This is a genomic window from Synechococcales cyanobacterium T60_A2020_003, from assembly GCA_015272205.1.
In the GTDB taxonomy this organism is placed as follows: Bacteria; Cyanobacteriota; Cyanobacteriia; order RECH01; family RECH01; genus JACYMB01.
Map to the genome: position 1 here is coordinate 1 of JACYMB010000195.1, position 25832 is coordinate 25832.

The window sequence follows — 25832 nt, forward strand, 5'->3', positions numbered from 1 at the left end:
GGGGGTAACCAGGACGAAATAGGAACCCGGTGCAAGGCTTCGGGTCGTTCCCGAACTTGAGATGGAGCCAGCGGTTGCAAGGGTGTCGCCCGGATCCACTAACCCGTTCCCATTCGCGTCAAAAATGAGCGCGGCTTGGGTCCAGTTATCGCTGGTAATCCTGACATTTACGGTTCTAGTTTCGGTGAGGTCAAACCGGAAGGCATCGCCCGCATCCTGCACACCGACGTAATCCCTTGCAATAAAGGTTGAGGTGGGGAGTTGATTCAAAATGCCAACCGACGGGGCACCAGATAGTGTTTCACCCGGATCCGTATTGAGGTTGCTGGGTTTGGGAGTCGCCACCAACGACAAATCATATCGTGTGGACAGGAAACTACTGAATCGTGGGCTAACTCGCACATAGTAGGTACCTGGAACCAGCGTTTGTGTTTCGCTACCAAACCCATTGCTGGCTGTTTCTAACACTTCGCCGCTATCGATTTGCTTGTTGCGTGCGGTTGGCGTCAAAAATCAGCTCGGCCTGGGTGCTTCCCTGACCTTCAAGCAACATCTCGACGGAACTAATGTCTTTGAGGTTGAATTTGAAACCATCAGCTTCATCCAGGGTGCCAATGTAGTCCTTTCCAACAAAGGTGCCCGCTTTGAGACGATCTAATGTGCCTATCGCTCTAGGCTTCTTGAGACTATCCCCACCCCCTTGCTTACCTAGGTTGCCTGGATTGGGCTTTGCCACCATCTTGAGATCATATTCGAGGCGATCGCTCATAAACCGAGGCTGCACCTGGAGATAGTACTGTCCTTCAGGAAGAGTCACAACCGACCCTGAGCTAAAGGAACTAAAGGCCGTCTCTACAATCTCGCCATCGTCTACCTTACGGTTCCCGTTTGCATCAAAGATTAGATTTGCTTGAGCCGAACCCGTCGCCGTCTTAATGGTGGTCTCCAAATCTGTGATTTGATTCAGCGTGAACCGATAGAATCGATTGGGGTCAGGATCGTTAATCGTTAATCAATCGTTTGTCGGTATAGGTACCGCGCAGGCGTCCAATGTTGAGCGCTGCTTGGCATCGTTGCCCGGTTCGGGACGCGGGGTTTAGCTGCGTCTAATTGAAGCTCGTAGGCGGTCTTTTTACCTTTGGTGAGACTGACCTGAAGGTAGTAAATCCCCCGTGTGAGGTTGCGGAGAATGCCTCTACCTTGGCCTCCCTTTGTGAAACTGGCTTGATCAACAGCACTTTTCTTCTTGTCAAAGAGTTGAATCGTGGCGTTGGCTTTCAATTTGCTCAGCGAGGCTGAAACGCTGCTTGTTTTAGAAACGTTAACTTTGAAAACGTCAACCTGATTTGACGGACTCAGGGAGTCTGTAACTTATAGCCGTTTGGAGAGTTTACCCAGATTTTTTGCATCTTTGAAGCTGCTGCCTGCTTGTTGTCTTCCCATTGGGATACCTTAGTAGACATCAAAACACCACAAAATCGCCAAGAGCGTTGAACATCCTAGCGATTTTGTCCATGTCCACTGTATTGAGTCCCGGAGGGGAGACGTTACAAATGGAGATAGATTTTGTGTGATCTACATGGTTTTATGGGCGACTTTACTGGAGTTTCAAAGACGATGCCCCAGCAGATCGCGGCGTCTACTAAGGCGTATCTGGACAGAGGCGATCGCTGCCGCCCAATCTCGTCAATAGACAGCCTGCATACTCACCTGCTGGCGTTGTCGAAGCCGTAAAGACCATCAGCGCTTCTGAATCCGACACATCGGCATGTTTGATCACCAGATCACCCCCGACAAATCCGGTTCCGGTAATGCTACTCAGGGGAAAGGTGGAAAATTCATCGGGCAGGGGACGGTTCCCAGGAACCTGTACCCGATAAATGGCGTAGGCTCCAGGTTGGGGATCGAATACAAAGACCGCACTAGTTTGGGTTTCATAGCACTCCTGGAGCAAGACACCGACGGCAACATTGCCTGTCACGGGATCCACCGAAACGGAGCCAGGAAAAAACCACTGACCGTTTAACGTCTGTTGATCGGCAATCTGAGCAGCCTCACAATCGACCGCATCCAAGACTTGCACATTCAGATCAGCGGCATTGATAATGAATCGCTGATCATCCCAGCGCAGTTTGAGCCGGGTACGGTCAGCGCTGATTTTGGCCTTGGGAATGCCCGTATTGGCAGATTGGGCGATCGCCCCTGTGCTCAGTAGTCCTGAGCCTATCAGTAGTCCTGCGAGTCCGGTTGTAGCGATCCATTGACGGTTCATCAGTTAAGTCTCCACGCTTGAGCATCAAAAAAGGGAGACTATGCGTGAATGCTGGGGGGCATCCTAGACTCCCACGATACTTCCTAAGACGTTAATGGGGCAGAGAAGTTCCTACGGAGGCAGATGCTAAGGTCGCCATGGATACTGCCGAAAGTTGGGAGGCCGCTTCTCCAGAAACGCCTGCTTGCCTTCCGCGCCCTCTTCCGTCATGTAATAGAGCATGGTGGCATTTCCAGCCAGTTCCTGGAGTCCCGCTTGACCATCGCAATCTGCATTAAAGGCTGACTTGAGGCACCGAATCGCAATCGGACTCTTCTGCAAAATTTCCGATGCCCATTGAATCCCTTCGGCCTCAAGCTGCTCCACGGGTACGACACAGTTGACCAGCCCCATGTCTAGCGCTTGCTGAGCATCGTACTGACGGCATAAAAACCAGATTTCACGAGCTTTTTTCTGACCTACAATACGTGCCAGGTAGCTTGCCCCGAATCCACCATCAAAGCTACCCACCTTGGGCCCGGTTTGTCCAAAGATGGCATTATCAGCGGCAATCGTGAGGTCACAAATCAAGTGCAGCACATGACCACCTCCGATTGCGTAGCCTGCTACCAGCGCAATCACCACTTTGGGCATCGAACGAATCAGCCGTTGCAGATCCAACACGTTTAGGCGAGGAATCCCAGCCTCATCGACGTATCCCGCTTCGCCGCGTACACTTTGGTCGCCACCGGAGCAGAAAGCATATTTGCCATCGGTGTGGGGGCCTACGCCTGTGAATAGGACAACGCCAATGGTGGAATCTTCGCGGGCATCGATAAATGCGTCGTAGAGTTCAAATACGGTTTTGGGTCGGAAGGCGTTGCGTTTGTGGGGACGGTTGATGGTGATTTTCGCGATCCCATCCGCCTTGTGATACAGAATGTCTTCGTAGGATTTGGCAACCTGCCACTCAACTTGCATAGGTTTAAAGGCTTGAATTGTCGCACTCTTCAGTATCCCACGGTTTGAGAATGCTCGGTTTTTGCGGAGGTCTGGGCATACTGAAACTCGTTAGGATGATAGGAATTAAACAGGTGCTCCTAGACCGTTGCATTTAGTCCATCCTCTCTTTCCGATCCCAAGCTATCAGCGTATCCGTATTGCTCTCCCTTATTCGGTTTAGCTATGCAATCTCCCTCCGTGTCAAGCTCTTCGTCTTCCGTGTGGCAAAAGTTACGCAAGCGTGAAATCACCTGCGAGCAAGCATTGCACCTGTTGGTAGACGGGAAAGGGACGGTCAACCTTCAGGGATTGGATTCGGACGTTAGCTATCGGTTTCTGCGTGAATTTCCCAATCCCAGCAACTTACCTCCCGTCATTCCCTTGCTGCTATGGCGCAATTGCTACTACCTAGGCAGTCCTGTAGACCTCGATCCGCAGACAATTCGACAATTGAGCGATCGCACCTTTACGGAAATTAAAGTCGTTCCCATTAGCGATCGCAGCTATCGGAGTTGGTACCATACCCAGAACTTTGACCATTCCCAAATTTCGGCAGAACCGTTGGTCAATCCCCTCACGGGTGAGGTGGAAACGGAAAATATTAGCGAAGTCACCGAACTCTACCTCTCCAAAGCCGCCGATCAGATTAGCCGCATTCGGACAATTATCTCCGGTGCTCTCCGCAACCGAGCCAGCGACATTCACCTTGAACCTGTGGATGACGGTTTGCGCGTCCGTTATCGGATTGATGGCGTGCTGCGCGATATCACGACCTTACCCAAGGACATTAGCCGTCGGGTGATTGTTGCGCTGAAAGTCATGTCGAATATGGACATTGCGGAGAGTCGTAGACCGCAGGATGCCCGGATTGGGGAACGGTACGCTACAGGTGAGGAACTCGGCATTGGGCTAGATATGCGGGTGAGTACGTTGCCCTGCGTGGGGGGAGAGAAAGCAGTTGTCCGCCTTTTGCCGAACCAGAATCCGTTTGTGAGCTTAGAGGACATTGGCTTTACGCCGAAGGCTCTTAAGACTTACAAGCACTGGATTAGTCAGCCCCAGGGCATGATCATTTTTACAGGGCCAACCGGATCGGGAAAAACCAGCACGCTCTACACCAGCTTGCAGGAAGTAGCAACGGAATTTGTGAACGTGACCACCATTGAAGACCCGATTGAGTACGTGCTGTCCCGTATTACCCAAACCCAGGTCAATGAGCTAGCTGGGATGACCTTTGCGGCTGGCCTCCGGGCAATTTTGCGGCAGGATCCGGATATTGTGATGGTGGGCGAAATCCGCGACCATGAAACCGCCGAAACCGCAGTTCGAGCCGCCCTCACCGGACACCTGGTGTTCACCACCCTACACACCAACGACGCACTGGGCGCTATTCCCCGGATTAAAGATATTGGCCCTGACCCGGGCTTAATTAGCGATGCGCTCTTGGGGATTGTGGCTCAGCGCTTGGTGCGAACAGTCTGTCCCCACTGCGCCGAAGCCTACGATCCGACGCCGGATGATTTGGAGGTGCTGGGACTGGAGCGATCGCGCGCCAATCCATCCCGTTGGCGCAAGGGGCGGGGCTGTGCCCGCTGCTTCCATTCCGGTTACTTGGGACGGGAAGCGATTATCGAGTTGTTAGACATTGACGAGACCATTCAGCAGTTGATCTACGAAGGCACGATGCCGGATCTACGGCGCTACCTGAAGGAAATTGATTTTCAATCCTTCCGCATTGCGGCGATCGCCAAAGTCACCTCCGGGATCACCACGATTGAGGAAGTCAAGCGAGTTCTGCCGTCCAGTGCGTTGCGCCACCCCCTGAGTCGAACCCTGAAATCCCTGAAAACGATAGAACATCCGGCGGCTAGCGGTGGGTGATCGCCCAAATTCAAGCGCTTAACGAATGGCAAAAGAACGTTTAAGTTTAGTAAACTATTGCTGTGCCCCTGGTTTGCGTAAACTCCCATGACCTTTGATTTCCTGACCTTTCGCTTTCATATCGACGCGACAACGTTATCTGGAATTGGGTTGTGGGCGCTGGCTCTGTACTTAATGTTTTTTCCGTTTACCGAGCGCATTGCCGATCGCATTAGCCAATGGTTCAACCATGCCGAGCGATCGCTCTACACCTCCGCAGAGGAGTTTGAGCGCACCCGCAAGGCGCGGGAATCGCAGAATGAGTTTTACGGGTCAATCTTTAGCGTAATCCCGTTTGTGATCGCTGGTGTGTTGTTTAACTACGGCGTTGAACTTGGGTTAGGGCAAAGCTGGTCCATTAGTACCGGGATTATTGCCTGCATGGGGGGCGGCATTTACGAACTGGGGCGACGCAGTACGCAGCCGTAGCCGTTATCCACGTTCAACATTGCGCGTTGCCTTCATACTCAAAATTAGCCATCTCGAAAATTGCGACATCCGTGGCGCGGAATAGGATGGGGAGCCTGTGTAGTTAGCTACACACTCACACATCCCTCTGTTCAGTCAGGTACTTCGATGCGTACCAAAGCTCAGAGGTTCTGCTCTACAAGGATTGAATGTTATGATTCACCACGTTTCGATGTCCGCTCGTCAGCCGCTTCATGTTGCAACGGTACTGGCCGAAATCTTGCATGGACAGGTGATACCGTTTCCGCCGAACCCCAATAGTTACGTTGCAGTGTCGGGTGATGATTACGGCACAATGATTGAAGTGTATCCCGATGGTAGCGAAATCTTGCCGGGACGCAATCCTGAGGAACAAGCCTGATTTGAACAGCAGGCAGCCCCTCAAACCCATAGCCCATTTCATGTGGCGATTTCAGTTCCAGCGAGTTTAGAGGAAATCCAGGCGGTTGGCGATCGCGAAGGGTGGCGAGTGCTCCACTGTAGCCGGGATGGCCTTTTTGACGTGATTGAGTTCTGGGTGGAAAATCGCCTGATGCTGGAACTCCTGACTCCGGCCATGGCGATCACCTATCAAGAGGCCATGGCTCCTAAAAAACTGGTAGAGTTCATGGAGCAGCTTGCGATGACGCCTGCCCACGTTTAAGGAGATATAGCTGTTGCCAGCTATATTAGCCCCCACGCAGAATAATAAATAACCCAGCGGCGACGCTCAAGGTTGCCATCAGCGTTACCCAAATGGGATGCCCACTGCGACTGAGGCGACCGCGTTGGGGCGTGATTGTATCCACATCAATCCAAGGCAATGCACCCCGACGCAGCCAACCCTGAACAGTTACCCTGGTATGGGCATAGTCATGGGGGTGAACTTGGGGAAATAGGTTGCCGAAAGTTCCGAAGGGAGACAGGAAGCGGAGTTTGAACGTACCCTGATCGCTTTTGATCGATAAATCTTGTTCCAACGCATTGCGAAATCCTCGATAGCCCAGCAACGTACCTTGAAGCCGGACAGGATAACTGTCAATGGGTAACGCCAGGGGATCGGTGAGTAAATCCGGTACCGATGGGGCATCCTCTAGGCTATAGCTGCGGATCGTCGGAAATCGAGCATTAATCTGCATAAAAAGCCCAAATCCAAGTCCAACCAGGCTGCATCCCCACAGAATACTGCGATCGCCCCACAGACTTCCCAATTCATACACCCCGATTAGGGGAAACACGAGTCCGACTAACCATACGCCCAGCCCGAACCCCAATCCAAGGGGAAGTCCCAACAGGGGTGCAGCCTCTAAAAGCGCTTTAGACCGCGATCGCGCCTGGGGTTTGGCCGTGGGGAACTCTAGTTCCGGCTCGAGTCGCCAACTGCGGGCGCATTTTTCGAGCCATGCGAGGCGTTCTCCCAGTAGGGCATGGGATTGACGCACTAAGAACCAGCGGCGATAGGGACTGGCAACATCCCAATGTAGAATCGGAGCCAGGGGCGCATGGGCATGTAAGCTGCCGATGGTCATTGCGGTGCGATCGTCCAAGGGCATCAGCAACCGACAGCCTTCCAATACGGGGATCGATTCGCGTTGCTGCCCTATACTGCGGCTGATCCCGATGGCTTGTTTTAAGATCGCACGGGTCAGACCATTGGGATTGCCCGTCGCACTCACGGCAAAGCGATCGCCCCGGAATTGCCGATGACGACACAGCCAATAGCCCGGAATTTGCAACAGCCAGAAGATGCCGTAGCAAAGAGACGCTAACCACCCCAGCGGCAAACTGAGGACGGACGGGGCAAGGCGATCGCCCCAGGTTGCGAGTCGCCAGTAGAGAAGGTACGGAACGTGGAGAACCGTCGTTACCCCTGCTAAAACGGCAGCGCTACCGTTCAGCAAATGGCTGCACTCAACCACGATGGCGGCGGCCATTTCGTCGCCCTGAAGCTGATCCAGAAAGCCTTGACTGACCACCAAATAGGACTGGGAGGGGAGCAGGCCATAGGACAGGGTGACGGGAGCATTGATCGGCAGCAGTTCCAGGGCGGGAAGGGGCGATCGCCGCTGGGCGTAGATACGCTTGAGTACCCGCATCGCTTCTGGACTCCGACGGGCGAGCACATCGCTGTTGAGAGTTTGCACGTTGTAGACTCGTCGTAACACCCAGTGCAGCAACCACGGTGATCCGCCCAAGATGAAGAGAACTATCGTGATGACGGTGACTAAGACAAATACATTGGGCGGATTTGCGTAGCTGATGCGGAGAAACGACAAGGTGCCGTAAACGAAGTCAAGGCTCAATTGGGTGAGAAGTCCTGGCAGTATGACGATGCTCACCAGGGTCACGATCTGAACGATACGCAGTTCAACGGGCTTTAACTCGACAAGATCTACCCATCGCTGGGCGCGGTCGGCATTGTGCCATTCGGGTTTGTAGGAGCTGGCTTCGGCAGGAGGCACTAATGGATTAGAAGGGGCGAGCGCGTCTGAGGGCGAGGGGGGCTCAACCCTTGCGTCCTGAACCGCTGTCTCAGACTCTGCAGCGGTTGGAGTTACAGGAGAGCTTGGATAGAGAACGGTTTCTGTCTGGAGTTGGGTGACGGAGCCGGACGATGGGGCTGGGCGTCGGGGGAACGATGGGCGAGGGGGGGCAGGCATGATGGGAACGAAGCCTGTCTCGTCTTGATCGAGCGGCGCAAATCCCGTTTCATCCCCAGGCGCGAGTTGGGTAATGTCATCATCAGTCGGAGTAAGCTCAGTGGGCTGAGGAACGCGATCGCTCGACGCAGGCGATCGCTCCAGGCTCTCCATTATTTGTATGGCCCAACGTTTCACCTGCTCACTGGAATGGGTGCAGAGGGGTTTACACAGGGCGATCGCCATCCGTCGTTCGCCTTTACGTGCATAGGAGACCACCAGCCCCATCTGTGCCTTGACGAGGGTACTTTCATCTGTAGCTGTTTGACAGACTGTTTCAAGTTCGGCGATCGCCGTTTCATAGTCCCGTTGTTTGATGGCCTTCAATCCCCGTCCCAAGGTGGACAATGAGGACGAATCTGCCCCCGGATCGCGAAATTCTCCCTGTGGACGTGAGGGGTCTGAAGAGGCCGAAAAGGAATCCATCGCAACGTCCCCAAAAATATAAATCGTGAGCTATACCGCTTGCACTGACATGAATGCACCCGATCCCCGGCAACGGTCTTAAGACCTCGGTGGATTTTCTTAGTCTACCCAATGTCGCGAATCTGCTTTCAGTCCCCCCTCAAGGATGCTCACACGCCTGTCAAAACTTCGAGCCAAATCGTTAGACTATTAGGCATCTCCACTCGTTTGCGGGAGGTTTTATGAATTCCAGTGCCCTGTCCCTACCCACTCCGCTCATTCTCGACTTGGCGTTGACCGATGACCAATTTTTTCAGCTTTGCCAAACCCATCAAGACCTGAAATTTGAGCGCAGTGCATCGGGAGAATTAGTCATCATGGCACCCACCGGAGGAAATACGGGTAAGCGCAACGTTAAGTTAACGACTCAACTCGATATTTGGAATACCCAAACCCAGATGGGCGAGGTGTTTGATTCATCGACCGGATTCATCCTACCTAGCGGCGCAAACCGATCGCCCGATGCCTCCTGGGTGCGGCGCGATCGCTGGGATGCCCTAACCCCAGAGCAGCAGGAACGATTTGTGCCCCTCTGTCCTGATTTTGTGGTGGAGCTTCTATCGCCGAGTGACTCCCTAGAACGCACCCGCGCCAAGATGGTGGAGTATATCGACAACGGTGCCCAACTGGGATGGTTAATTAATCGTCAGCAGCGGCAGGTGGAAATCTACCGTCCAGAGCAGGTTCCAGAGGTTCTGGATTCGCCAACGGTGCTTTCCGGGGAAACTGTTTTACCAGGGTTTACGTTAGATCTAGTTCCTATCTGGTAAGCCCAGGATTCTACAAAGCGATCTTGAAAGTTCGCGCTACCGTAGAGTCATAGCGCTCTATCCGAAAGGCGATCGCCATGATGCTGTACCAAAAAATTCTGTCGATGAGCACCCGTGGTAAATCGATTCAGCGAATTACCTCTCCGATTCAGGATGTGGTTCGCGAGTCGGGAATCGAGATGGGGCTATGTACGGTCTTTGTGCGGCACACCTCCGCCAGCTTAATCATTCAGGAGAACGCTGACCCGGATGTGCTTCGCGATTTGGAGCAATTCTTCTCCAAACTGGTTCCAGAAGACAACCCCTACATCCACAGCACCGAAGGCTCTGACGACATGCCTGCCCACATTCGCTCGGTTCTGACTAAAACCTCGGAGCAAATTCCGATCGCCCAAGGACGGCTGCTGCTGGGCACCTGGCAAGGGATTTACCTATGGGAGCATCGAACACGGGGACATCAGCGCGAGGTGGTAGTTCATATTTCTGGGAAGTAACGGGACGGAAGAAGACCATGACACGAACAGCATTAATTACCGGAGCATCCCAGGGATCAGGGTTGGCGATCGCCCGTCGCTTTGCCCGGCAAGGTTATGACGTTGTGATGGTGGCACGCCAAGAAGAACGGCTACGGTCAGCAGCGGAAGAGGTCGCGCAGTTTGGGCACCAAGTACTCGCCATTCCAGCGGATGTCGGAAAGGCGTCAGAGGTAGCCGCCCTAGTGAAAAAAGCCCTGAACCAGTATGAGTGCATTGACGTGTTGATCAACAATGCGGGCTTTTGCCTCACCGGAGACATGGTGGACACTACCCTAGAGGATTGGCATCAGATTATGGATACCAATCTATGGGGCTACGTTCACACCATCCATGCCTTGCTGCCGTCTTTTCTGGAGCAAGGACGAGGTGTGATTGTGAATGTCGGATCATTTGGCGGTCAAATGCCGTTGCCCCACATGACCGCCTATTGCACCAGCAAGTATGCCGTCACGGGCTTAACCCATACCCTGCGCTTGGAACTTGCACCCCAGGGCATCCATGTTGCCCTCGTGCAACCCGGTATGATCAACAGCGATTTCTTGGAGCGGGCAGTTTTTCGCGGAAACGTTGAGGCTCAACGAGCGCAAATGGCAAATCTGGCCAGTAGCGCTTGGGTGAGTCAGCCCGACGATATTGCCGAGGCCGTATGGGATGTGGTCGTGCATCGCAAGCCCGAACTCGTGGTCGGGCCAGCCCAATTTGTCACCGAAGCCTACCGCCTTTTTCCCGGATTAATGCAGTGGGCGATGCAAACCTAAATCCTAGCCTAATCTAAACGAGCGTCGGGTTCCAAGACCCAAAGTCCGTATCCGTTCGCGGTTTTCGTGATCACGATGCGTTCGCCTCGCCGTCCCAACTTCGTGCCGATGCGGGTGGCTTCGTCCAAGGTGTCTACGGTTTTGAAGAGGCTATAGTAATGATCCTGGTAAGCGATCGCCGCAAGGCGTTTATCGAGATCCGGCACCCGCACATGGCACAGGGTGTAGTCGTATCGGGATTCGAGAACGGGATGACTGGCGTCGGTTTGCAGCGCACTGAGAGTCAGGCTGGATCGGCCAATCGGCAAGGCTTTCGGTTCCCACACCCAGAGGGCAAATCCTTTAGGAATTTGGGTAATAATCAGGCGATCGCCCCGTTCCTGCAACCGTCCAGCAACTTTCATGGCTACCGAACCATCCAATTCAGTTTTGAAAAAGCTGTAGTACTGGTTTTCAAACTGAAGGGCGGCAACGCGATGGTGATCGGGCAGCAGAATATGACAGCTTTGGTACTGATGGCGATCGCGCAATAGGGGAATGGATGGCGGATCGGAGAGGGCAGTATCAGCGAACGAGAGTTCCATGGGTTTCGCACATTACAAATGAGGATCATTAGGCGCAGCAGGGTCTCAGCAGCAATCTCTCTCACACGACCACAAGCACCCTAATCTCCATGCACACGTGCAAGCGACGCAATTTGGAGTTGGAGTCGAACCCCACTGCGATCGCTGAAGACTCTGCGTAGTTTTATCCTACAAAGTTGCCCCCCCGAAAACCTCCGGTAAACCACGGGATACCCGCCTCTCGACGCGCTCACACCCATTTTGAGTTTTGAGTTGTAAATGCGTTGCACCATCAGGAATTCCAGCCTTTCATCGGTAGCTGAAGTTTTTGAAATTGATATCAGCCCTGGGCATTCGTTTGAGTTCAAACCGAATAAAGTACAATTGTTCTGAAGCTTTTGACCGTCCTGAGGTTGATCCCGATTCTCAAGCATTGGCGGTAGAATTATTAAGAACTTTTGCCGATTTCGGCAGTATCGCGCGGTCGATTTTGGGATTTACTGATACACGCGCGATTCCGACTCTGGATTTTATGTCAGAGTAATCCTTCCCTCCCAGCACGCTATGCCAAAACGTTTGTCTGCTTCCCCCCAATCCGACCTATCCCCGTCCCCAGCTACTCGGAATGGGCACCATCCAGCACAATCGGCCTTAGACGAAAACGTAATTCGGATTCGGGGAGCACGGCAGCACAACCTCAAAGACATTAATCTAGAACTGCCGCGTAATCGGCTAATTGTCTTTACAGGCGTGTCTGGATCGGGCAAGTCGTCGCTAGCGTTTGACACCATCTTTGCCGAAGGGCAGCGGCGTTATGTGGAGTCGCTAAGTGCTTACGCCCGTCAGTTTTTGGGGCAGGTTGATAAACCCGATGTTGATGCCATTGAAGGGCTGAGTCCGGCAATTTCCATTGATCAAAAGTCTACGTCCCACAACCCCCGTTCTACCGTGGGAACCGTGACTGAGATCTATGACTATCTGCGGCTCCTGTTTGGGCGGGCGGGCGAACCCCACTGTCCCCACTGCGATCGCTCCATCGTGCCGCAGACTATCGACCAAATGTGCGATCGCATTATGGAATTGGCCGATCGCACCCGCTTTCAGATCCTTGCGCCCGTGGTGCGGGGCAAAAAGGGAACCCACAAAAAACTCCTGTCTGGACTGGCGGCGGAGGGCTTTGTGCGGGTGCGGGTGGATGGCGAAGTGCGGGAGCTGTCTGATTCCATTGATCTCGATAAAAATCAGGTCCACAATATCGAGATTGTGGTGGATCGCCTCGTCAAAAAAGACGGCATGCAAGAACGGCTGGTGGACTCCCTCAGTACCTGTTTGAAGCGATCCGAAGGGATCGCCCTCATCGATATCTTAGAGAGTCCCGATGGGAGTCAGGAGGACACTCCTACTCCCGATAACGTTGTTCCGTTCAGCGATCGCCGTAAAGGACTAAAGGCTGCCGCCAGTGTAGGAACCTACAGTTTAGACCCTGGTTCACCCACCCTCAAAGAGCTCGTCTTTTCTGAGAATTTTGCCTGCCCGGAACACGGAGCTGTGATGGAGGAGCTTTCTCCCCGCCTCTTTTCCTTCAATTCTCCCTACGGAGCCTGCTCCCACTGCCACGGCTTAGGCTCCCTCCGCACCTTTTCGGCGGAACTGGTCGTGCCTGATCCCTCGTTGCCTGTCTACGCGGCGATCGCCCCGTGGTCAGAGAAAGACAATACCTACTATTTCTCATTGCTCTACAGCGTGGGACAAGCCTACGGATTTGAACTGCAAACCCCGTGGGACAAGCTCACCCCAGAACAGCAGCATATTATCCTCTACGGCAGTCCCGACAAGATCTACATCGAGTCCGATTCCCGCTACCGTGAAACGAAGGGATACCAACGCCGCTACGAGGGAGTCTTGCCGATGCTGGAGCGGCAATACCAAGAGACTACCTCGGAAGTCTATCGCCAGAAGCTGGAAAAATATCTCGTAGACCAAGTCTGTGAGCAATGTGGGGGCGATCGCCTCAAGCCAGAGGCGCTCGCCGTACGCATGGGGCAATACACCATCAAAGATCTCACCAGCGTTTCCGTCCGCGATGCCTTAGAGCGAGTCAATAATCTCCATCTGACGCCGCGACAGGCTCAAATTGGGGATCTGGTGCTGCGCGAAATTAAGGCACGTCTGCAATTTTTGCTAGACGTAGGGCTAGACTATCTCACCCTCGATCGCACCGCCATGACCCTCTCTGGGGGAGAGGCGCAGCGCATTCGCCTGGCCACCCAGATTGGCGCAGGACTCACCGGGGTTCTCTATGTCTTAGATGAACCCAGCATTGGACTCCACCAACGGGACAACGATCGCCTGTTGGCCACCCTCACCCGTTTACGCGATTTGGGCAATACGCTGATCGTGGTGGAGCATGATGAAGATACGATTCGGATCGCCGATCACCTGGTAGACATTGGCCCCGGTGCGGGGGTACATGGGGGGGCGATCGTGACTCAGGGCGATCTCAAGGCGCTGTTGAACTCCAAAGAGTCCCTCACAGGAGCGTATCTTTCCGGTCGTCGCACTATCTCTACTCCCGCCGAACGCCGCGAGGGGAATGGGCGATCGCTCACGATCCGCAATGCCCACCGCAACAATCTCAAACATGTTGACGTAGACATTCCCCTAGGGAAGTTGGTGTGTGTTACGGGAGTGTCCGGATCGGGCAAGTCCACGTTAGTGAATGAGCTGCTGTATCCCGCCATTCAAAACCACTTTGGGCATAAGATCCCGCAGCCCAAAGAGATGGAAAAAGTGGGGGGACTCAATGCCCTGGACAAGGCGATCGTGATTGACCAGTCTCCCATTGGCCGCACGCCCCGATCGAATCCCGCAACTTATACAGGCGTTTTTGACGTGATCCGCGATCTCTTTGCCGAAACCATTGAAGCGAAGGCACGGGGATATAAACCGGGTCAGTTTTCCTTCAACGTGAAGGGCGGGCGCTGCGAAGCCTGCGGGGGACAAGGGGTCAATGTGATTGAAATGAACTTTTTGCCCGATGTCTACGTGCAGTGCGAAGTCTGCAAGGGCGCCCGTTATAACCGCGAGACGCTGCAAGTGAAGTACAAGGGAAAGTCGATTTCCGATGTGCTGAACATGACGGCAGAAGAAGCCCTCGACTTTTTTCAAAATATTCCGAAAGCGGTTGCCCGCTTGCAAACAATGGTGGATGTGGGACTGGGCTATGTGCGGCTGGGGCAAACCGCTCCCACCCTTTCAGGAGGAGAAGCGCAACGCCTCAAGCTGGCAACAGAACTCTCCCGCCGCGCCACAGGCAAAACCCTCTATTTGATCGATGAACCCACCACCGGACTCTCTTTCTACGATGTCCACAAACTGCTAGACGTGCTGCAACGACTGGTAGATAAGGGCAACACGGTATTGGTGATCGAACATAACCTAGACGTGATTCGCTGCGCCGACTGGATTATTGACCTTGGCCCCGATGGGGGCGATCGCGGCGGTGAAATTGTTGCTGTGGGTACTCCCGAAGACGTTGCGGTTCACCCCAGTTCCTACACGGGGCACTATCTCAAGCAGGTCTTGGAGAAGCATCCTCCGGGCAAATAGAACAGGGAAAGAGAACCTAGAACGTGGGTGGAGCGATCGCCCTTCACTCACGTCTTTAAAAAAAGGGATGCAAGCAATACTCTCACACCCCATCTAACCTTAGAGAGCCCATGACGAGGATTGAACTCGTGACCTCACCCTTACCAAGGGTGCGCTCTACCACTGAGCTACACGGGCAAAACGTGGATGGGCCGAGCTGGATTCGAACCAGCGTAGGCATAGCCAGCGGATTTACAGTCCGCCCCCATTAACCACTCGGGCATCGACCCGCCCTATCCACGATTATGAATCATAGCATACCTAATTCCACTTCCGAGCAAGATTCTAAAAAAATGGATAGCCTCTCGGAGTGGCAGAAATTCTAGGGAATTAGACCTCTAGCTCCGCATGATGTCCGCCTCGGTGAAATAGGCCGTGGGACTTTTTCGGAAAGGGAATATTGTGGGTGGAGTGAAAATCAGCCTGCACCTTATGGGTCAAGCGGCGGGACACCTGGCGCACGATTTGATTTAGGAGGCGATCGCCCGTTTTCTCAATGAGGGAGTGGGGCAACGCCCGAATAAAGCGTGGAAATTGGATATACACGGTCAGGTTCAGTTCCCATTCCACACGAGTCAGAACTTGACCCGTTTGGGTTTGGGTTTCCAGAAGCTGCAAGGATGCCTTAAAGTCCACGTCATAGCCCATCGGTTCATATCCGGGTACCGGAATCGTCTCAATCCGGTATACGCCTTCCTGCTGAGGGAGCAAATCTAGCCCAATCTTGGGTTCGACCTCATAGCCGAAGGAACCAAACCGACCGATGGTTAGACCGTACCCGTTCTCTCCAATCGGCGATACCGTCATCGGCTGAGCACAGCGGTGGAACCATCCGTGATGGGCATCCAAGTAGGCAGCCACGGTTTTCGCATCGGCATACATCTCCATACAGTTCGAGTAATAGCCATGAAACTGAGTCGGCTCATGGGTGATCACCTCGTCCCCAGTCTCAGAACAGTCCAGTATCTGAGAAGAAATGGCGAAAACAGAATCCGCTGAATTGAAAGACTGAGATTCAAAAGAATTTGCCTGCATACGTCTCAACCTAGAAGATGAATCGGCACGACTACGGAGCCTAATCAAACAACACAACAAAAACGAGCGCTAGAGCTTCCCAGCCTATCTTAAGCAAAGACCCTGAAGTGTATACACACTAGCAAGATCGGTGAGAGAGTTACCTGAACCCTGTGAGAAATTCCACCGGATTCGATAGACTATGAAAGGTTTTCAGCATGCCCTTTTATCCCTGACTGTTCGTTCAGCATAACGATGGATTAATCTAAACAACCATCGTTGATCCACGGAAAGATAGTGGGAGATCTTCCTGGTTCCACAATCCAACTCATGTGATTTACGGAGAAAGAAAACTTAACGTTTCTACATGGAATGTCTTGATTGTATGGATCTCTGCGACTGCGATCAAGTTCCCGTCCGATGTTTGGTGCATCTTCACCAAGCCATGAAGATAGGGGTAACAGAACGAATTTGTGCAGAAATCCGCGCTATACGGACTTCCCGACCTTACTTAACCTAATGAATGATCGTCCTAATTTAATTTGAGAACATCGCTATGAAAGCATTGGTTGTAGGCGCAACGGGCGCAACCGGAAAACGCATCGTGAACGAGCTGGTGCAGCGTGGGATTCCAACGCGGGCAATGGTGCGAGATGTAGAAGCTGCCCGCTCCGTTTTACCAGACGCCGCCGAGATTGTTGTGGGAGATGTGCTCCAACCGCAAACCATTCGTGAGGCGATCGCCGACTGCACCGTTCTAGTGTGTGCAACGGGGGCAGCTCCCAGTTTCGATTTCACAGGGCCGTATAAAGTCGATTACGAGGGCACTAAAAATCTGGTGGATGTCGCCAAAAGCTCTGGTATTCAGCATTTTGTGATCGTTTCATCCCTATGCGTCTCCCAGTTTTTCCACCCGTTGAACCTGTTTTGGCTGGTGCTGTACTGGAAAAAGCAGGCGGAAGACTATCTGATCGCCAGTGGCCTGCCGTACACGATTGTGCGACCGGGCGGCTTGAAAAATGACGACGACAACACCGATCCGGTCGTCATGACAGGAGCCGACCAACTCTTTGAAGGCAGCATTCCCCGGCGAACGGTGGCGAAGGTGTGCGTCGAGGCGTTGCTAACCCCAGAAGCCAAAAACAAGATTGTAGAAATTGTGGCAAAACCCGATGCTCCGGCCACCTCCTTGAACGACCTCTTCGCAGGCGTATCGTAAGGAACCCCGTTTTATGCGACCTCCTGTTCCTGCTGATCAACCGCGCGATCGCCCCCCTGTGCAGTTTCGCCGCCGTGTCCGGCGATCGCCCCTAACCTCGCTCCGGTGGGGCAGACTCTCAGCCCTGCTCGGCATCTCTGGCCTCATGCTGATCACGATGATCCACTGGATTGGGTCGTGGAACGGGGAGCGATCGCCCTGGGACAACCGAGCCTGGACTGGGGAACCCATGCCCCTCGTGATGAACGGGGGAGATCCCTACATTCGAGCGTTAATGCGAACAATTTCAGCGAGCGAGTCCAGCGATCCCAGCCCCTATACCCTGCTGTATGGCGGCGAACACAGTGAGACCCTCCGGGAGCATCCCGACGAGTGCGTACCCATCGTGGCGGGGCCTAATGTAGGCAAGTGTACAACTGCAGCGGGACGCTATCAGTTTTTAACGACAACGTGGTTGGAAAAGGCTGCCGTCTATCATCCCCGACCCAAGGGATTCTCGATCTGGCGATCCTACAGCTTTGCCCCTCGCTACCAGGATGAGGTGGTGTATGCGTGGCTGAATGATCCATCGGCGTGGGGCGAAGACATTGGCGAGATGCTGCGGGCAGGCGAGATTGAGGATGTGCTTTGGCTCCTGTCGGGAACATGGACGAGTTTGGGCTATGGCATCGAGTCAAATGTGATGAGTAGTTCGCTGCCCGATATTTACGCCGAAATGTTGGATCAGGAGTTGCGGCAAGCGAAGAACTCCCCCTCGGCAAACGGGCGATCGCCTGTTACGAAACGTGCCGAACCGTTCTGATCGATCCACCGCTCGCTAGTATGAACAGGCTAGGTGCGGAGGTGCCGGGGTTTGTGGTTAGCGGAGCGAAAGGACCCATGACAAAAACACGTCAAATCAAAACTATAGTGGTTGGACTGATGGCGATCGCTCCTAGCCTCGTCATCAGCACCCTCGCCCAAGCCAGTCCGGTGCTAGAAGACGACGCCAATTCCCTACAAAACAATAGTGCCGACACCGCCGAAGTGCTAGAACCGGACGTTACCCATGTGCTCGGACATCTGGGGTTACTGGCCGATCCCGCCGATTATGACGACCACGCAACGGGAGTCTTAAAGGGCGATCGCGCCGACACGATCACCTTTACCGATCTGCCTGCTGGAGAACCTTTCTTCGCCTGGATTGACAACAGCAGCAGCGGCATCGACACCGTCCTGGGTGTGTTTGATCAGACTGGGGCAATCGTGAACGTCAACGACGACGGTAGCCCCCTCGGAACCGGAGTGGCTTCTGGGGTCAGCGGTCAGGTCAAGGACGATGGCACCGTTGTCCTGGGGGTATCTGGCTTTCCCGATTTCAACTTTGACGGCCAATTCACTGCTGAAGAGGCAGGCATGATTTCCACCACCGAGGAACCCAGCGAACCCGTCGAACCCCTTGGCGGCGACTACACCCTCTACGTTCAGATTGGCGTCACCGATCCCAACAGCATCGATTCCCAGGCCGCAGACTATTTCTTCCCCGGCCGCATCCAAGCAGAACTGCTGGGCGAACTTACGCTGTCCGATTCGGCTCTTGCAGAACCGTTCGTCGCATGGGTGGACAACAGCAGCAGCGGCGTAGATACCGTGATGGGGCTATTTTCCACCGATGGCCGTTTGATGTTGGTGGATGACGATGGCAGCTTTGTCGGGTCGGGTTTAGGCTCGGCGATCGCCAGTACAACGGAAGCCAATGGCACCCTCACCCTGCAGGTCAGTGCCTTCCCAGACTTCAACTTTAATGGGCAGTACGACGACGACAATGTTGATGCAGAACTAACCCAGTTTCCGCCCCAACCCCACGGCGGAGAAGGCGAATACGAGGTTTTCATCAAACTGGGTATCGACCAAATAGCAGGCGATGTCGATTTCTACACCTACTCCGACTTAGAACCGGGGCAACCGTTCACGGCGGAGGTGATGCTAGCCAATTTTGACTCGCGCTTGGGCTGGTTTGACGACGCTGGCCATTTGGTGCAATTGGACGACGACAGTGGGGATGGAACCCTATCCAGCATTACCGGAACGGTTCCAGAAAGCGGCAACCTCACCGTTGCGGTGACCGGATTTGAAGATGAAGGCTTTGTCGGAAATCACACCGTTATCGGGGACTATGTGCTGCGGCTGACCGTTGCTCCCTAGGAATCATGCATCTCCTAGGATTCCTTGCGATACTGAAAGAATGTCGTCGCGGATGCAGTAAACGGACATGACAGGATATGCAGGCCAGGACATCGAAGTAATCTTGGAGCGGGCGATCACCGGAGAGGATCTAACGCCGGAAGAGGCGATCGCCCTATTGGAAGCCGCAACCCCCAGCGCTGAACATCCACCATCCACGGCATCGGTGTACGCTGAGCGCATTCGGGAAGCCGCCGATCACCTGCGCCAGCGTCAAGCCGGAGAGGTGGTGACCTACGTGATTAACCGCAACATTAACTTCACCAATATCTGCGAACAGCATTGCAACTTCTGCGCCTTTCGGCGGGACGAGGGACAAGACGGAGCCTACTGGCTGACCGAAACCCAAATTTTAGAAAAAACCGCCGATGCCGTGCAGCGGGGCGCGACGGAAATCTGTATGCAGGGGGGACTCCATCCGGGCGCAAAGTTGCAGGGTTCCTCCTTGGCCTACTACGAACGGTTGATTCGCGCCATTCGTGACGCATTTCCAACCCTGCACCTCCACGCCTTTTCTCCGCAGGAAGTGCAGTTTATTGCCCGTGAAGATGGTCTATCCTACGAAACGGTGATTGCAGGACTGCAAGCGGCGGGAGTGAAATCGATGCCCGGAACGGCAGCGGAGGTCTTGGACGATCGCGTTCGGAAGGTGATTTGTCCGGAGAAGATTAATAGTCAAACCTGGCTGGAGATTGTGGAGACAGCGCATCGTCTGGGAATGCCCACCACCAGTACCCTGCTATCGGGTCATATTGAAACCCCTGCCCAGCAAATTCACCACCTAGCCCAGTTGCGATCGCTCCAGCAGAAGGCTGTGGAACGGGGCGATCGCGGCATTACCGAATTTATCCTCTTACCCTTCGTCGGTCAGGATGCCCCACCAGCACTCCGCAAACGGGTCGGACGAGATCAGCCCAGTTTGCCTGACTCGCTACTGTTGACGGCGATCGCCCGCATTTTCCTCGGTAACTGGATTCCCAACCATCAGCCTAGTTGGGTCAAGTTGCAGCTATCGGGGGCAACCGAAGCGCTACGGTGGGGCTGTAACGATATCGGCGGCACCTTGATGGAAGAACACATCACTAGCATGGCGGGAGCTCAGGGTGGAACCTGTATGGAGGTTGCTGACCTCAAAGGTGCAGCCTTTGCCCTGAAGCGTCCAGCCCAGCAGCGGGACACCGTTTATAATCGCCTTTCCCCGGTGGACGACGAATTGTCCAGGGTTAATCCGTTACCCTAATGGGGTTCGGGGGTATAGGCAATCTGATCGGATTGATAGGACGGTGGCTCAATGTGAATATTGACACGCGCCGGATGGTAGCGATCTTCTAAGATCATTTCCACCTTCTCTGTAATCGCGTGGGCGATAGCCACATCAACCGCATCCACAATCAAATGCATTTCGATAAAAACCTGTCGCCCTACGACCCCTCTAGAGGCGATGTTGTGACAGTTGATCACTCCCGGAACCGTCATCACCAGGCTATGAATCGCTTCTGGAGCGATCGCCACTTCATCCACCAGCCACGGCAAATTTTCCTTAAGCACCTCCCACGCGCTGCAAATCACCAGCACCGCCACCGGAATCGCCAACACCATGTCCACCCACTGAATATCCCAAACCCAGATACCAATTAATCCACCCAAGACCACCATCGTGATCCAGATATCGCTCATAGTATGGCGGGCGTCGGCAATCAGAATCGGGCTGTCAACACCTCGTCCCACGCTCCGCTCGTAAAACGCGACGAAAATATTGATGCCCAAGACAATAAGCAGGAGCCACAATTCGTTTGCGGAAATGGAGACGGGTTTGCTGCTGCTGATCAGCCGATCGACCACCCCTTTCAAAATTTCAAAACAGGCGATGCCTAGGAATGCGGCAATGCCCAGTGCGCCCAGTGCCTCAAACTTTTGATGGCCGTAGGGATGATCCCGATCCGGAGTCGGGGAGGCAAGCTGATTCGTCGCCAGCCCTAGAACATTGTTTATACTATCGGTCACGCTATGGATGGCATCGGCCAAAAGGCTGAGCGATCCCGTGAGGACACCCACAATTGCTTTTAAGACAACCACCGTTAAGTTCAGAATGAGGGTGATGATCAGAACTCGACGAACGGTGCTGCGGCGATCCGTAGCCATTGTGTTTTCTCCCACTTCGCACATTAACAGCTAGAATGGCTTCTATTCTAAAAGTGGTAGATATCTTATGCTCACTTTAGAGTGAGATTACCGCATATCAATCTCTACAACCGCTGGCCGTTATTGAAACAAGTCGCATCTCCGACGCGGGGAAGCAACCGTTTTAGGGCAACTTCAGGGGCGATCGCTCGTTTTGCTAATTGCAGAGACGTATTGATAAGGGCTGCATTCAAAAAGGTTACATTTCTTAACTCTTTCGCATGGGACACAGAAAAACTACTGAACTTTTTTCTTCGCCTTTAAGGAAACTGCATCGGAAAGTTAGGTGAAAGCAGCAATGTTTCTCCTGCGTCCAAACGCAACAATGGAATCACTTCTGGAGAACGCACAACATGAAGGCCGTACGGTTAGGGGGCAATTGGACCGGATTGGTCTTCTCGTTAGGAAAGCGTCCTTACAGTTGGATTGGTTTGCCTGACTCTGGGGGCTTGTGGAGTCAGGCATTTTTTATGGGCACAAAAAGCGGTTTGTCATTGATGGCGAATAGATACAGCCGCTAGAGAATTTTTTCCAGACCGTAGACTAAACTCTTGAGTTCGATCACCTTTCGAATCGAGAGGAGTACCCCTGGCATGTAGCAAGCGCGATCGCTCGTATCGTGGCGGAGGGTGTAAATCTGTCCGGGGGCACCGAAGATGACCTCTTGGTGGGCAATCAGTCCCGGCAAACGGACGCTGTGAATGTGAATGCCCTCGTTTGTCCGTGCACCTCTGGCTCCGGTCAGGGTTTCCGCTTCGTTGACCAGGGGCGGGTTGAAGGCTTTCCCCATCTCTTCCAGCATTTGGGCCGTTTGAATGGCCGTTCCGCTCGGTGCATCCGCCTTTTGGTTGTGATGCAGTTCGATGATTTCGACGTGATCGAAATAGCGAGAGGCTTGAATTGCGGCCTGCTGGAGTAAGACCACCCCAATCGAAAAGTTAGGAATAATCAAACACCCCAAGCTAGACTTGTCGGCAAAGTCGGCCAGTTCAGCGATTTGCTCTGGACTGAGTCCCGTTGTCCCCACCACTGGACGCACCCCATAGGCGATCGCCGATCGCACATTGTTGTACACCGAGTCGGGGTGGGTAAAGTCCACCACCACGGGTAACTGCTTTTCCTGCGCCGCCATCGCCAGGGTCGCTTCCATGTCCGCCAAAATCGGTACTTCTAGCGGCCCACAGCCTGCTACTTCCCCCACATCTTGCCCCATGAGTGTCGGATTGCGATCGAGCGCTGCAATCAGGGTCATGTCTTCGGCTTGGGCGATCGCCTTAATGACCTCGCGCCCCATTTTTCCCGCCGCTCCGTTGACCACCACCGGAATTGGCGCTTGTGTTGTCATAGTTCTATCCTGTGTTGAAACATATCCGTTTCCCCATTGTTATGCGAAGTGCGGTGCAGTGCCAAATCCCCCATGAGCCTTGCGATGGAATCCCTCCGGTTACTGAGGGCTAGCCGATGGCTCCATCTCGCTAGGTAGGGGAGAAGATCCAGATTCAGGCAAGGCTCCGGGCGTGCTGCCCCGCTTGAGCAATACCGAAATGTCGTACAGCATAGTGCGATCGTTTTCCGTCCGAGCAGTAACGGCGATCGCCCGAATCGCTTCCACGTAACTACCCACCGACGGCGGCAGGGCGGGAATGGGGAAGGTATTTTGGCCATTGAAGAGGCGATCGATATCGGCAAAGAAATAGCCCACATTGCTGGTGGGTGCGAGAGCCGTAGCCGTGGTAAACAGAGGGTTTGCCGTGGCGAGAGAGGTTTCCGCCGTTACAGGCAGCACTGAGGTGGCACCGGGCGCACTCAACGACCAAAACGCCACGTCTTGGTCGAGCCAGCCCTGTTGTACCGTCAGGGCACCGGAGGGAGCCGTTAGCACTTTGGTGGCTTTGCCGTTGAGATCCTCTTCCGCCACGGTGTATTGATGGCGGCTAGTAAGCGCACTTTCCAGTTGAGCCATCGAAATTTCTGCGGCTTTGCGATCGCCCGCCTCGGCCAGAACCAGCACATTCAGATTGCCCGTTCCCCCATCGGGGCTACCCGACGCTAAGGCCAAGGCAAACTCCCCATTCATCCAGGGAATCAAATCTTGCTCAATGTTGATCCCGAGGGCGTTCTGAACACCATTGCGGAGATTTTCAGGATTGAGGGGACTGTTGGCGCTAATTTGGGACTGGGCATTGTAGGAATCCCACACGTCTTTGAAGCTACTGCCCGACAGCATGGTAAGGGTGCTAGCGGGGAGCAGACCCGGCATTTTGTCAGCAGAATTGCTGGTGGTGAGGCGGGTTTTGCTATCGGGATCGAGCCAGGTCACCGTTTGCAAGCGCACGCCTTCTGATTCCAGCGTCACGGTTGCCGCCAATCCCCGGCTTTCTGGAAACGAATCGCCAGAAATGGGTAGATTAGAAGCCGATGCCTCTGCAGCATCGCGGGTGGCCGGGAGATTCACGTAGGCTTGCAGGAAAGGCTGTTCCTCTACCATAATCATGGAGAGCGACTGACGATAGCCCGGAGTGTCTGCTAACGAGTCTCCCCCCTCTTGGGTATCGATCGCCTGTTCAAGGGCTTGCCCGTTGGGAGCCATGACCAGCAGGGAATTCTTTAAAACGGCGATCGCCATTGGCGTATCCCCCAACGTTTCCCGAATCGTGACGCCCTTGTACTCTCGCTCGGTGACCTCTCCCATCTGGTCCGCCCGATCCTTAAACACCTGCTGCGCCTGGTCTGGATCCGCAATGGGCATGACCAGCACCACATCCGACTCCGCATCTTCCTCTGCGGTGGCTGAGTCCGATGGCACTGTTTCAGCGTTCTCTGCCGACGACAAAAATCCGAGGGTGACGGTATCGCCAATCCAGGGAGCCACATCCCGCTTGTAGTCCAACCCGTGTGCCGTGAGGAGGCGATCGCGCCAGGCGGCCAAGCGCTCATCAAACAACGCCTGACTATCGGACGTACCAAAGGTGCGAAGCTGCTGCCATTGACGCTCATCCGTGGATAGGGAGAGGGTTACTACGGCCGTTTGGGGAATGACATCCGCTCCCACAGGCACATTCGCAGAGGACAGGATCGGCTTGTTTTGCAAGGTTAGCCACCCATAGGCCAGCGCGCCACCTGCCAAAAAGGCGATCGCTGTCCCTAGGGTTAAAAGCAGGATAGGTTTACGCTTTGCGGGTAATGATTTTGCCATGACCGGAGAACGCTTCATGCTGTTTTTTTAAAGATGGGAAGAACCAGAAATTAGTTATAACGTCAGACGACCCGATTGAGCCACGGGGGCACGCTGCACAGCCATGCTAAAACACGATTCATCCTAAGCGATATAGCTAGGCTTTACAACGACACCGATGGCAGAGTCCGCTGGGTTTAAAAACTCTTAATCTCTCAGGCGGGGGATGATTTCCCTTCAAACTCCAACAACCTTCTGCATTGAGTTCGCTATGCTGGAGGCAACGTTGGGGGATGCAAACCATGACCAACCCGCTGGATACAGTCAATGCCGTTCTGCCACCGGGGCCATCCCTCCATCCCACGCTGCAACTGCTGAACTGGATTGGCCGACCCACGGATTGGCGGGATGAGTGTGCCAACGCCTACGGAACCTGCTTTTTTCTCAAGCTGGGTCAGCTCTTACCTGCCGTCTTTTTTAGCGATCCCGATGCGGTGCAGACCATTTTCAAGGCCGATCCCTCTACCTTTGTCATTGGGCACAACAACAGTATCATTCGTCCGCTAGTAGGGGATGAATCGGTGATTTTGTTGGATGGTGATCGCCACCAGCGGCAACGACAGCTTCTCACCCCGCCGTTTCATGGCGATCGCATGCGTGCCTACGGGGAGCTAATTTGCGACATCACCCGCCAGGTTGGAAACCAGTGGACATCCCACCAGCCTTTTTCGGTGCGTCCCCAAATGCAGGACATTTCGCTGGAGGTGATTCTCAATGCTGTTTTTGGATTGAATGATATGGGCAGTGACAAAAGCCTCGATCCTGAGACTCTTGAGCGGATTCGGACGATCAAACACCTTATGCAGTCCTTACTCGAGGCGACGGGTTCCCCCCTCAGTTCAACCCTGCTATAGCGTTCCTACGTGATTTATGAAAAAGATGAGTTGTGAAATGTGCGCCC

Annotated in this window: 23 protein-coding genes, 2 tRNA genes and 1 pseudogene; 12 read left to right on the forward strand and 14 right to left on the reverse strand. The window is 53.9% G+C overall.

Features of this window, described 5'->3' with window-relative positions; all coding sequences use genetic code 11:
- The 5 genes from IGR76_09960 to menB all read right to left on the reverse strand — a co-directional run.
- On the reverse strand, positions 1-510 hold a 510-nt coding region (locus IGR76_09960; protein ID MBF2078822.1), incomplete at its 3' end, for a hypothetical protein.
- Positions 476-949, reverse strand: coding sequence for a hypothetical protein (locus tag IGR76_09965; protein MBF2078823.1), 474 nt, complete (start codon positions 947-949; stop codon positions 476-478). The genes IGR76_09965 and IGR76_09960, both read right to left, overlap by 35 nt.
- Positions 950-1008: 59 nt before the next feature.
- The gene (locus tag IGR76_09970; protein MBF2078824.1) at positions 1009-1359 is read right to left on the reverse strand and encodes a PPC domain-containing protein; all 351 of its coding nucleotides are present in this window, start codon (positions 1357-1359) and stop codon (positions 1009-1011) included.
- A 283-nt stretch (positions 1360-1642) separates the two neighbouring features.
- A complete protein-coding gene (locus IGR76_09975; GenBank protein MBF2078825.1) occupies positions 1643-2272 on the reverse strand; it encodes a hypothetical protein in 630 nt (209 codons plus the stop codon).
- A gap of 126 nt (positions 2273-2398) precedes the next feature.
- Entirely contained in the window at positions 2399-3232 is an 834-nt protein-coding gene (gene menB, locus IGR76_09980) for a 1,4-dihydroxy-2-naphthoyl-CoA synthase (GenBank protein MBF2078826.1), read from the reverse strand.
- A 204-nt stretch (positions 3233-3436) separates the two neighbouring features.
- Between menB and IGR76_09985 the strand changes: the two genes are divergently transcribed.
- The 3 genes and pseudogenes from IGR76_09985 (at position 3437) to IGR76_09995 (ending at position 6284) form a co-directional block, all read left to right on the forward strand.
- The gene (locus tag IGR76_09985; protein ID MBF2078827.1) at positions 3437-5134 is read left to right on the forward strand and encodes a type II/IV secretion system protein; all 1698 of its coding nucleotides are present in this window, start codon (positions 3437-3439) and stop codon (positions 5132-5134) included.
- Positions 5135-5221: 87 nt separating this feature from the next.
- Positions 5222-5602 carry a hypothetical protein gene (locus IGR76_09990; protein ID MBF2078828.1) on the forward strand — a complete coding sequence of 127 codons (381 nt, stop codon included), beginning with the start codon at positions 5222-5224 and terminating at the stop codon, positions 5600-5602.
- Positions 5603-5795: 193 nt separating this feature from the next.
- Positions 5796-6284: pseudogene (locus IGR76_09995) on the forward strand (hypothetical protein).
- A gap of 25 nt (positions 6285-6309) precedes the next feature.
- Here IGR76_09995 and IGR76_10000 read toward each other — a convergent pair.
- Complete coding sequence (locus IGR76_10000; GenBank protein ID MBF2078829.1) at positions 6310-8745, reverse strand: hypothetical protein; 2436 nt, start codon at positions 8743-8745, stop codon at positions 6310-6312.
- 221 nt (positions 8746-8966) lie between these two features.
- Between IGR76_10000 and IGR76_10005 the strand changes: the two genes are divergently transcribed.
- The 3 genes from IGR76_10005 (at position 8967) to IGR76_10015 (ending at position 10848) form a co-directional block, all read left to right on the forward strand.
- Positions 8967-9554: a Uma2 family endonuclease gene (locus IGR76_10005; GenBank protein ID MBF2078830.1), complete on the forward strand. Its 588-nt coding sequence runs from the start codon at positions 8967-8969 to the stop codon at positions 9552-9554.
- Between the two features lie 77 nt (positions 9555-9631).
- Positions 9632-10048 (forward strand): YjbQ family protein, encoded by a 417-nt coding sequence (locus IGR76_10010; GenBank protein MBF2078831.1) that lies wholly within the window; start codon positions 9632-9634, stop codon positions 10046-10048.
- A 17-nt stretch (positions 10049-10065) separates the two neighbouring features.
- The gene (locus IGR76_10015; protein ID MBF2078832.1) at positions 10066-10848 is read left to right on the forward strand and encodes an SDR family oxidoreductase; all 783 of its coding nucleotides are present in this window, start codon (positions 10066-10068) and stop codon (positions 10846-10848) included.
- 8 nt (positions 10849-10856) lie between these two features.
- On the opposite strand, the gene IGR76_10020 is transcribed toward IGR76_10015, so the two are convergent.
- Complete coding sequence (locus IGR76_10020; protein ID MBF2078833.1) at positions 10857-11432, reverse strand: hypothetical protein; 576 nt, start codon at positions 11430-11432, stop codon at positions 10857-10859.
- A 543-nt stretch (positions 11433-11975) separates the two neighbouring features.
- Here IGR76_10020 and uvrA point away from each other — a divergent pair.
- Positions 11976-15020, forward strand: coding sequence for an excinuclease ABC subunit UvrA (gene uvrA, locus IGR76_10025; protein ID MBF2078834.1), 3045 nt, complete (start codon positions 11976-11978; stop codon positions 15018-15020).
- Positions 15021-15125: 105 nt separating this feature from the next.
- On the opposite strand, the gene IGR76_10030 is transcribed toward uvrA, so the two are convergent.
- The 3 genes from IGR76_10030 to IGR76_10040 form a co-directional block, all read right to left on the reverse strand.
- Positions 15126-15197, reverse strand: a tRNA-Thr gene (locus IGR76_10030).
- A 10-nt stretch (positions 15198-15207) separates the two neighbouring features.
- A tRNA-Tyr gene (locus tag IGR76_10035) sits at positions 15208-15289 on the reverse strand.
- A 100-nt stretch (positions 15290-15389) separates the two neighbouring features.
- Positions 15390-16094 carry a DUF1997 domain-containing protein gene (locus IGR76_10040; GenBank protein ID MBF2078835.1) on the reverse strand — a complete coding sequence of 235 codons (705 nt, stop codon included), beginning with the start codon at positions 16092-16094 and terminating at the stop codon, positions 15390-15392.
- A gap of 535 nt (positions 16095-16629) precedes the next feature.
- Between IGR76_10040 and IGR76_10045 the strand changes: the two genes are divergently transcribed.
- The 4 genes from IGR76_10045 to cofH all read left to right on the forward strand — a co-directional run bounded on the left by IGR76_10045 (position 16630) and on the right by cofH (position 20755).
- Positions 16630-17292: an SDR family oxidoreductase gene (locus tag IGR76_10045; GenBank protein MBF2078836.1), complete on the forward strand. Its 663-nt coding sequence runs from the start codon at positions 16630-16632 to the stop codon at positions 17290-17292.
- A 145-nt stretch (positions 17293-17437) separates the two neighbouring features.
- Positions 17438-18094, forward strand: a complete 657-nt coding sequence (locus IGR76_10050; protein ID MBF2078837.1) for a glycoside hydrolase family protein — start codon at positions 17438-17440, stop codon at positions 18092-18094.
- 77 nt (positions 18095-18171) lie between these two features.
- Positions 18172-19476: a hypothetical protein gene (locus tag IGR76_10055; GenBank protein MBF2078838.1), complete on the forward strand. Its 1305-nt coding sequence runs from the start codon at positions 18172-18174 to the stop codon at positions 19474-19476.
- A 67-nt stretch (positions 19477-19543) separates the two neighbouring features.
- Positions 19544-20755, forward strand: a complete 1212-nt coding sequence (gene cofH / locus IGR76_10060; GenBank protein MBF2078839.1) for a 7,8-didemethyl-8-hydroxy-5-deazariboflavin synthase subunit CofH — start codon at positions 19544-19546, stop codon at positions 20753-20755.
- Here cofH and IGR76_10065 read toward each other — a convergent pair.
- The 4 genes from IGR76_10065 to IGR76_10080 form a co-directional block, all read right to left on the reverse strand.
- Complete coding sequence (locus IGR76_10065) at positions 20752-21657, reverse strand: cation transporter (protein ID MBF2078840.1); 906 nt, start codon at positions 21655-21657, stop codon at positions 20752-20754. The genes cofH and IGR76_10065 overlap by 4 nt on opposite strands.
- Before the next feature lie 104 nt (positions 21658-21761).
- On the reverse strand, positions 21762-21926 hold the full coding sequence (locus IGR76_10070; protein MBF2078841.1) for a hypothetical protein: 165 nt from the start codon (positions 21924-21926) through the stop codon (positions 21762-21764).
- Positions 21927-22213: 287 nt separating this feature from the next.
- Complete coding sequence (locus IGR76_10075) at positions 22214-23041, reverse strand: 4-hydroxy-tetrahydrodipicolinate reductase (protein ID MBF2078842.1); 828 nt, start codon at positions 23039-23041, stop codon at positions 22214-22216.
- Between the two features lie 99 nt (positions 23042-23140).
- Complete coding sequence (locus IGR76_10080) at positions 23141-24910, reverse strand: DUF3352 domain-containing protein (GenBank protein ID MBF2078843.1); 1770 nt, start codon at positions 24908-24910, stop codon at positions 23141-23143.
- A gap of 263 nt (positions 24911-25173) precedes the next feature.
- On the opposite strand from IGR76_10080, the gene IGR76_10085 reads away from it, so the two are divergent.
- Entirely contained in the window at positions 25174-25785 is a 612-nt protein-coding gene (locus IGR76_10085; GenBank protein MBF2078844.1) for a cytochrome P450, read from the forward strand.
- Positions 25786-25832 lie beyond the last annotated feature (47 nt).

What these genes read in the sequence shown, in the direction of transcription:
- menB (MBF2078826.1), bottom strand. Translation starts at nt 3,232, where the DNA reads ATGCAAGTTGAGTGGCAGGTTGCCAAATCCTACGAAGACATTCTGTAT.
- IGR76_09975 (MBF2078825.1), bottom strand. Translation starts at nt 2,272, where the DNA reads ATGAACCGTCAATGGATCGCTACAACCGGACTCGCAGGACTACTGATA.
- IGR76_10040 (MBF2078835.1), bottom strand. Translation starts at nt 16,094, where the DNA reads ATGCAGGCAAATTCTTTTGAATCTCAGTCTTTCAATTCAGCGGATTCT.
- IGR76_10015 (MBF2078832.1), top strand. Translation starts at nt 10,066, where the DNA reads ATGACACGAACAGCATTAATTACCGGAGCATCCCAGGGATCAGGGTTG.
- IGR76_10010 (MBF2078831.1), top strand. Translation starts at nt 9,632, where the DNA reads ATGATGCTGTACCAAAAAATTCTGTCGATGAGCACCCGTGGTAAATCG.
- IGR76_10085 (MBF2078844.1), top strand. Translation starts at nt 25,174, where the DNA reads ATGACCAACCCGCTGGATACAGTCAATGCCGTTCTGCCACCGGGGCCA.
- IGR76_10080 (MBF2078843.1), bottom strand. Translation starts at nt 24,910, where the DNA reads ATGAAGCGTTCTCCGGTCATGGCAAAATCATTACCCGCAAAGCGTAAA.
- IGR76_10065 (MBF2078840.1), bottom strand. Translation starts at nt 21,657, where the DNA reads ATGGCTACGGATCGCCGCAGCACCGTTCGTCGAGTTCTGATCATCACC.
- IGR76_09985 (MBF2078827.1), top strand. Translation starts at nt 3,437, where the DNA reads ATGCAATCTCCCTCCGTGTCAAGCTCTTCGTCTTCCGTGTGGCAAAAG.
- IGR76_10045 (MBF2078836.1), top strand. Translation starts at nt 16,630, where the DNA reads ATGAAAGCATTGGTTGTAGGCGCAACGGGCGCAACCGGAAAACGCATC.
- IGR76_10020 (MBF2078833.1), bottom strand. Translation starts at nt 11,432, where the DNA reads ATGGAACTCTCGTTCGCTGATACTGCCCTCTCCGATCCGCCATCCATT.
- IGR76_10050 (MBF2078837.1), top strand. Translation starts at nt 17,438, where the DNA reads ATGCTGATCACGATGATCCACTGGATTGGGTCGTGGAACGGGGAGCGA.
- IGR76_10005 (MBF2078830.1), top strand. Translation starts at nt 8,967, where the DNA reads ATGAATTCCAGTGCCCTGTCCCTACCCACTCCGCTCATTCTCGACTTG.
- IGR76_10055 (MBF2078838.1), top strand. Translation starts at nt 18,172, where the DNA reads ATGACAAAAACACGTCAAATCAAAACTATAGTGGTTGGACTGATGGCG.
- uvrA (MBF2078834.1), top strand. Translation starts at nt 11,976, where the DNA reads ATGCCAAAACGTTTGTCTGCTTCCCCCCAATCCGACCTATCCCCGTCC.
- IGR76_09990 (MBF2078828.1), top strand. Translation starts at nt 5,222, where the DNA reads ATGACCTTTGATTTCCTGACCTTTCGCTTTCATATCGACGCGACAACG.
- IGR76_10075 (MBF2078842.1), bottom strand. Translation starts at nt 23,041, where the DNA reads ATGACAACACAAGCGCCAATTCCGGTGGTGGTCAACGGAGCGGCGGGA.
- cofH (MBF2078839.1), top strand. Translation starts at nt 19,544, where the DNA reads ATGACAGGATATGCAGGCCAGGACATCGAAGTAATCTTGGAGCGGGCG.
- IGR76_10000 (MBF2078829.1), bottom strand. Translation starts at nt 8,745, where the DNA reads ATGGATTCCTTTTCGGCCTCTTCAGACCCCTCACGTCCACAGGGAGAA.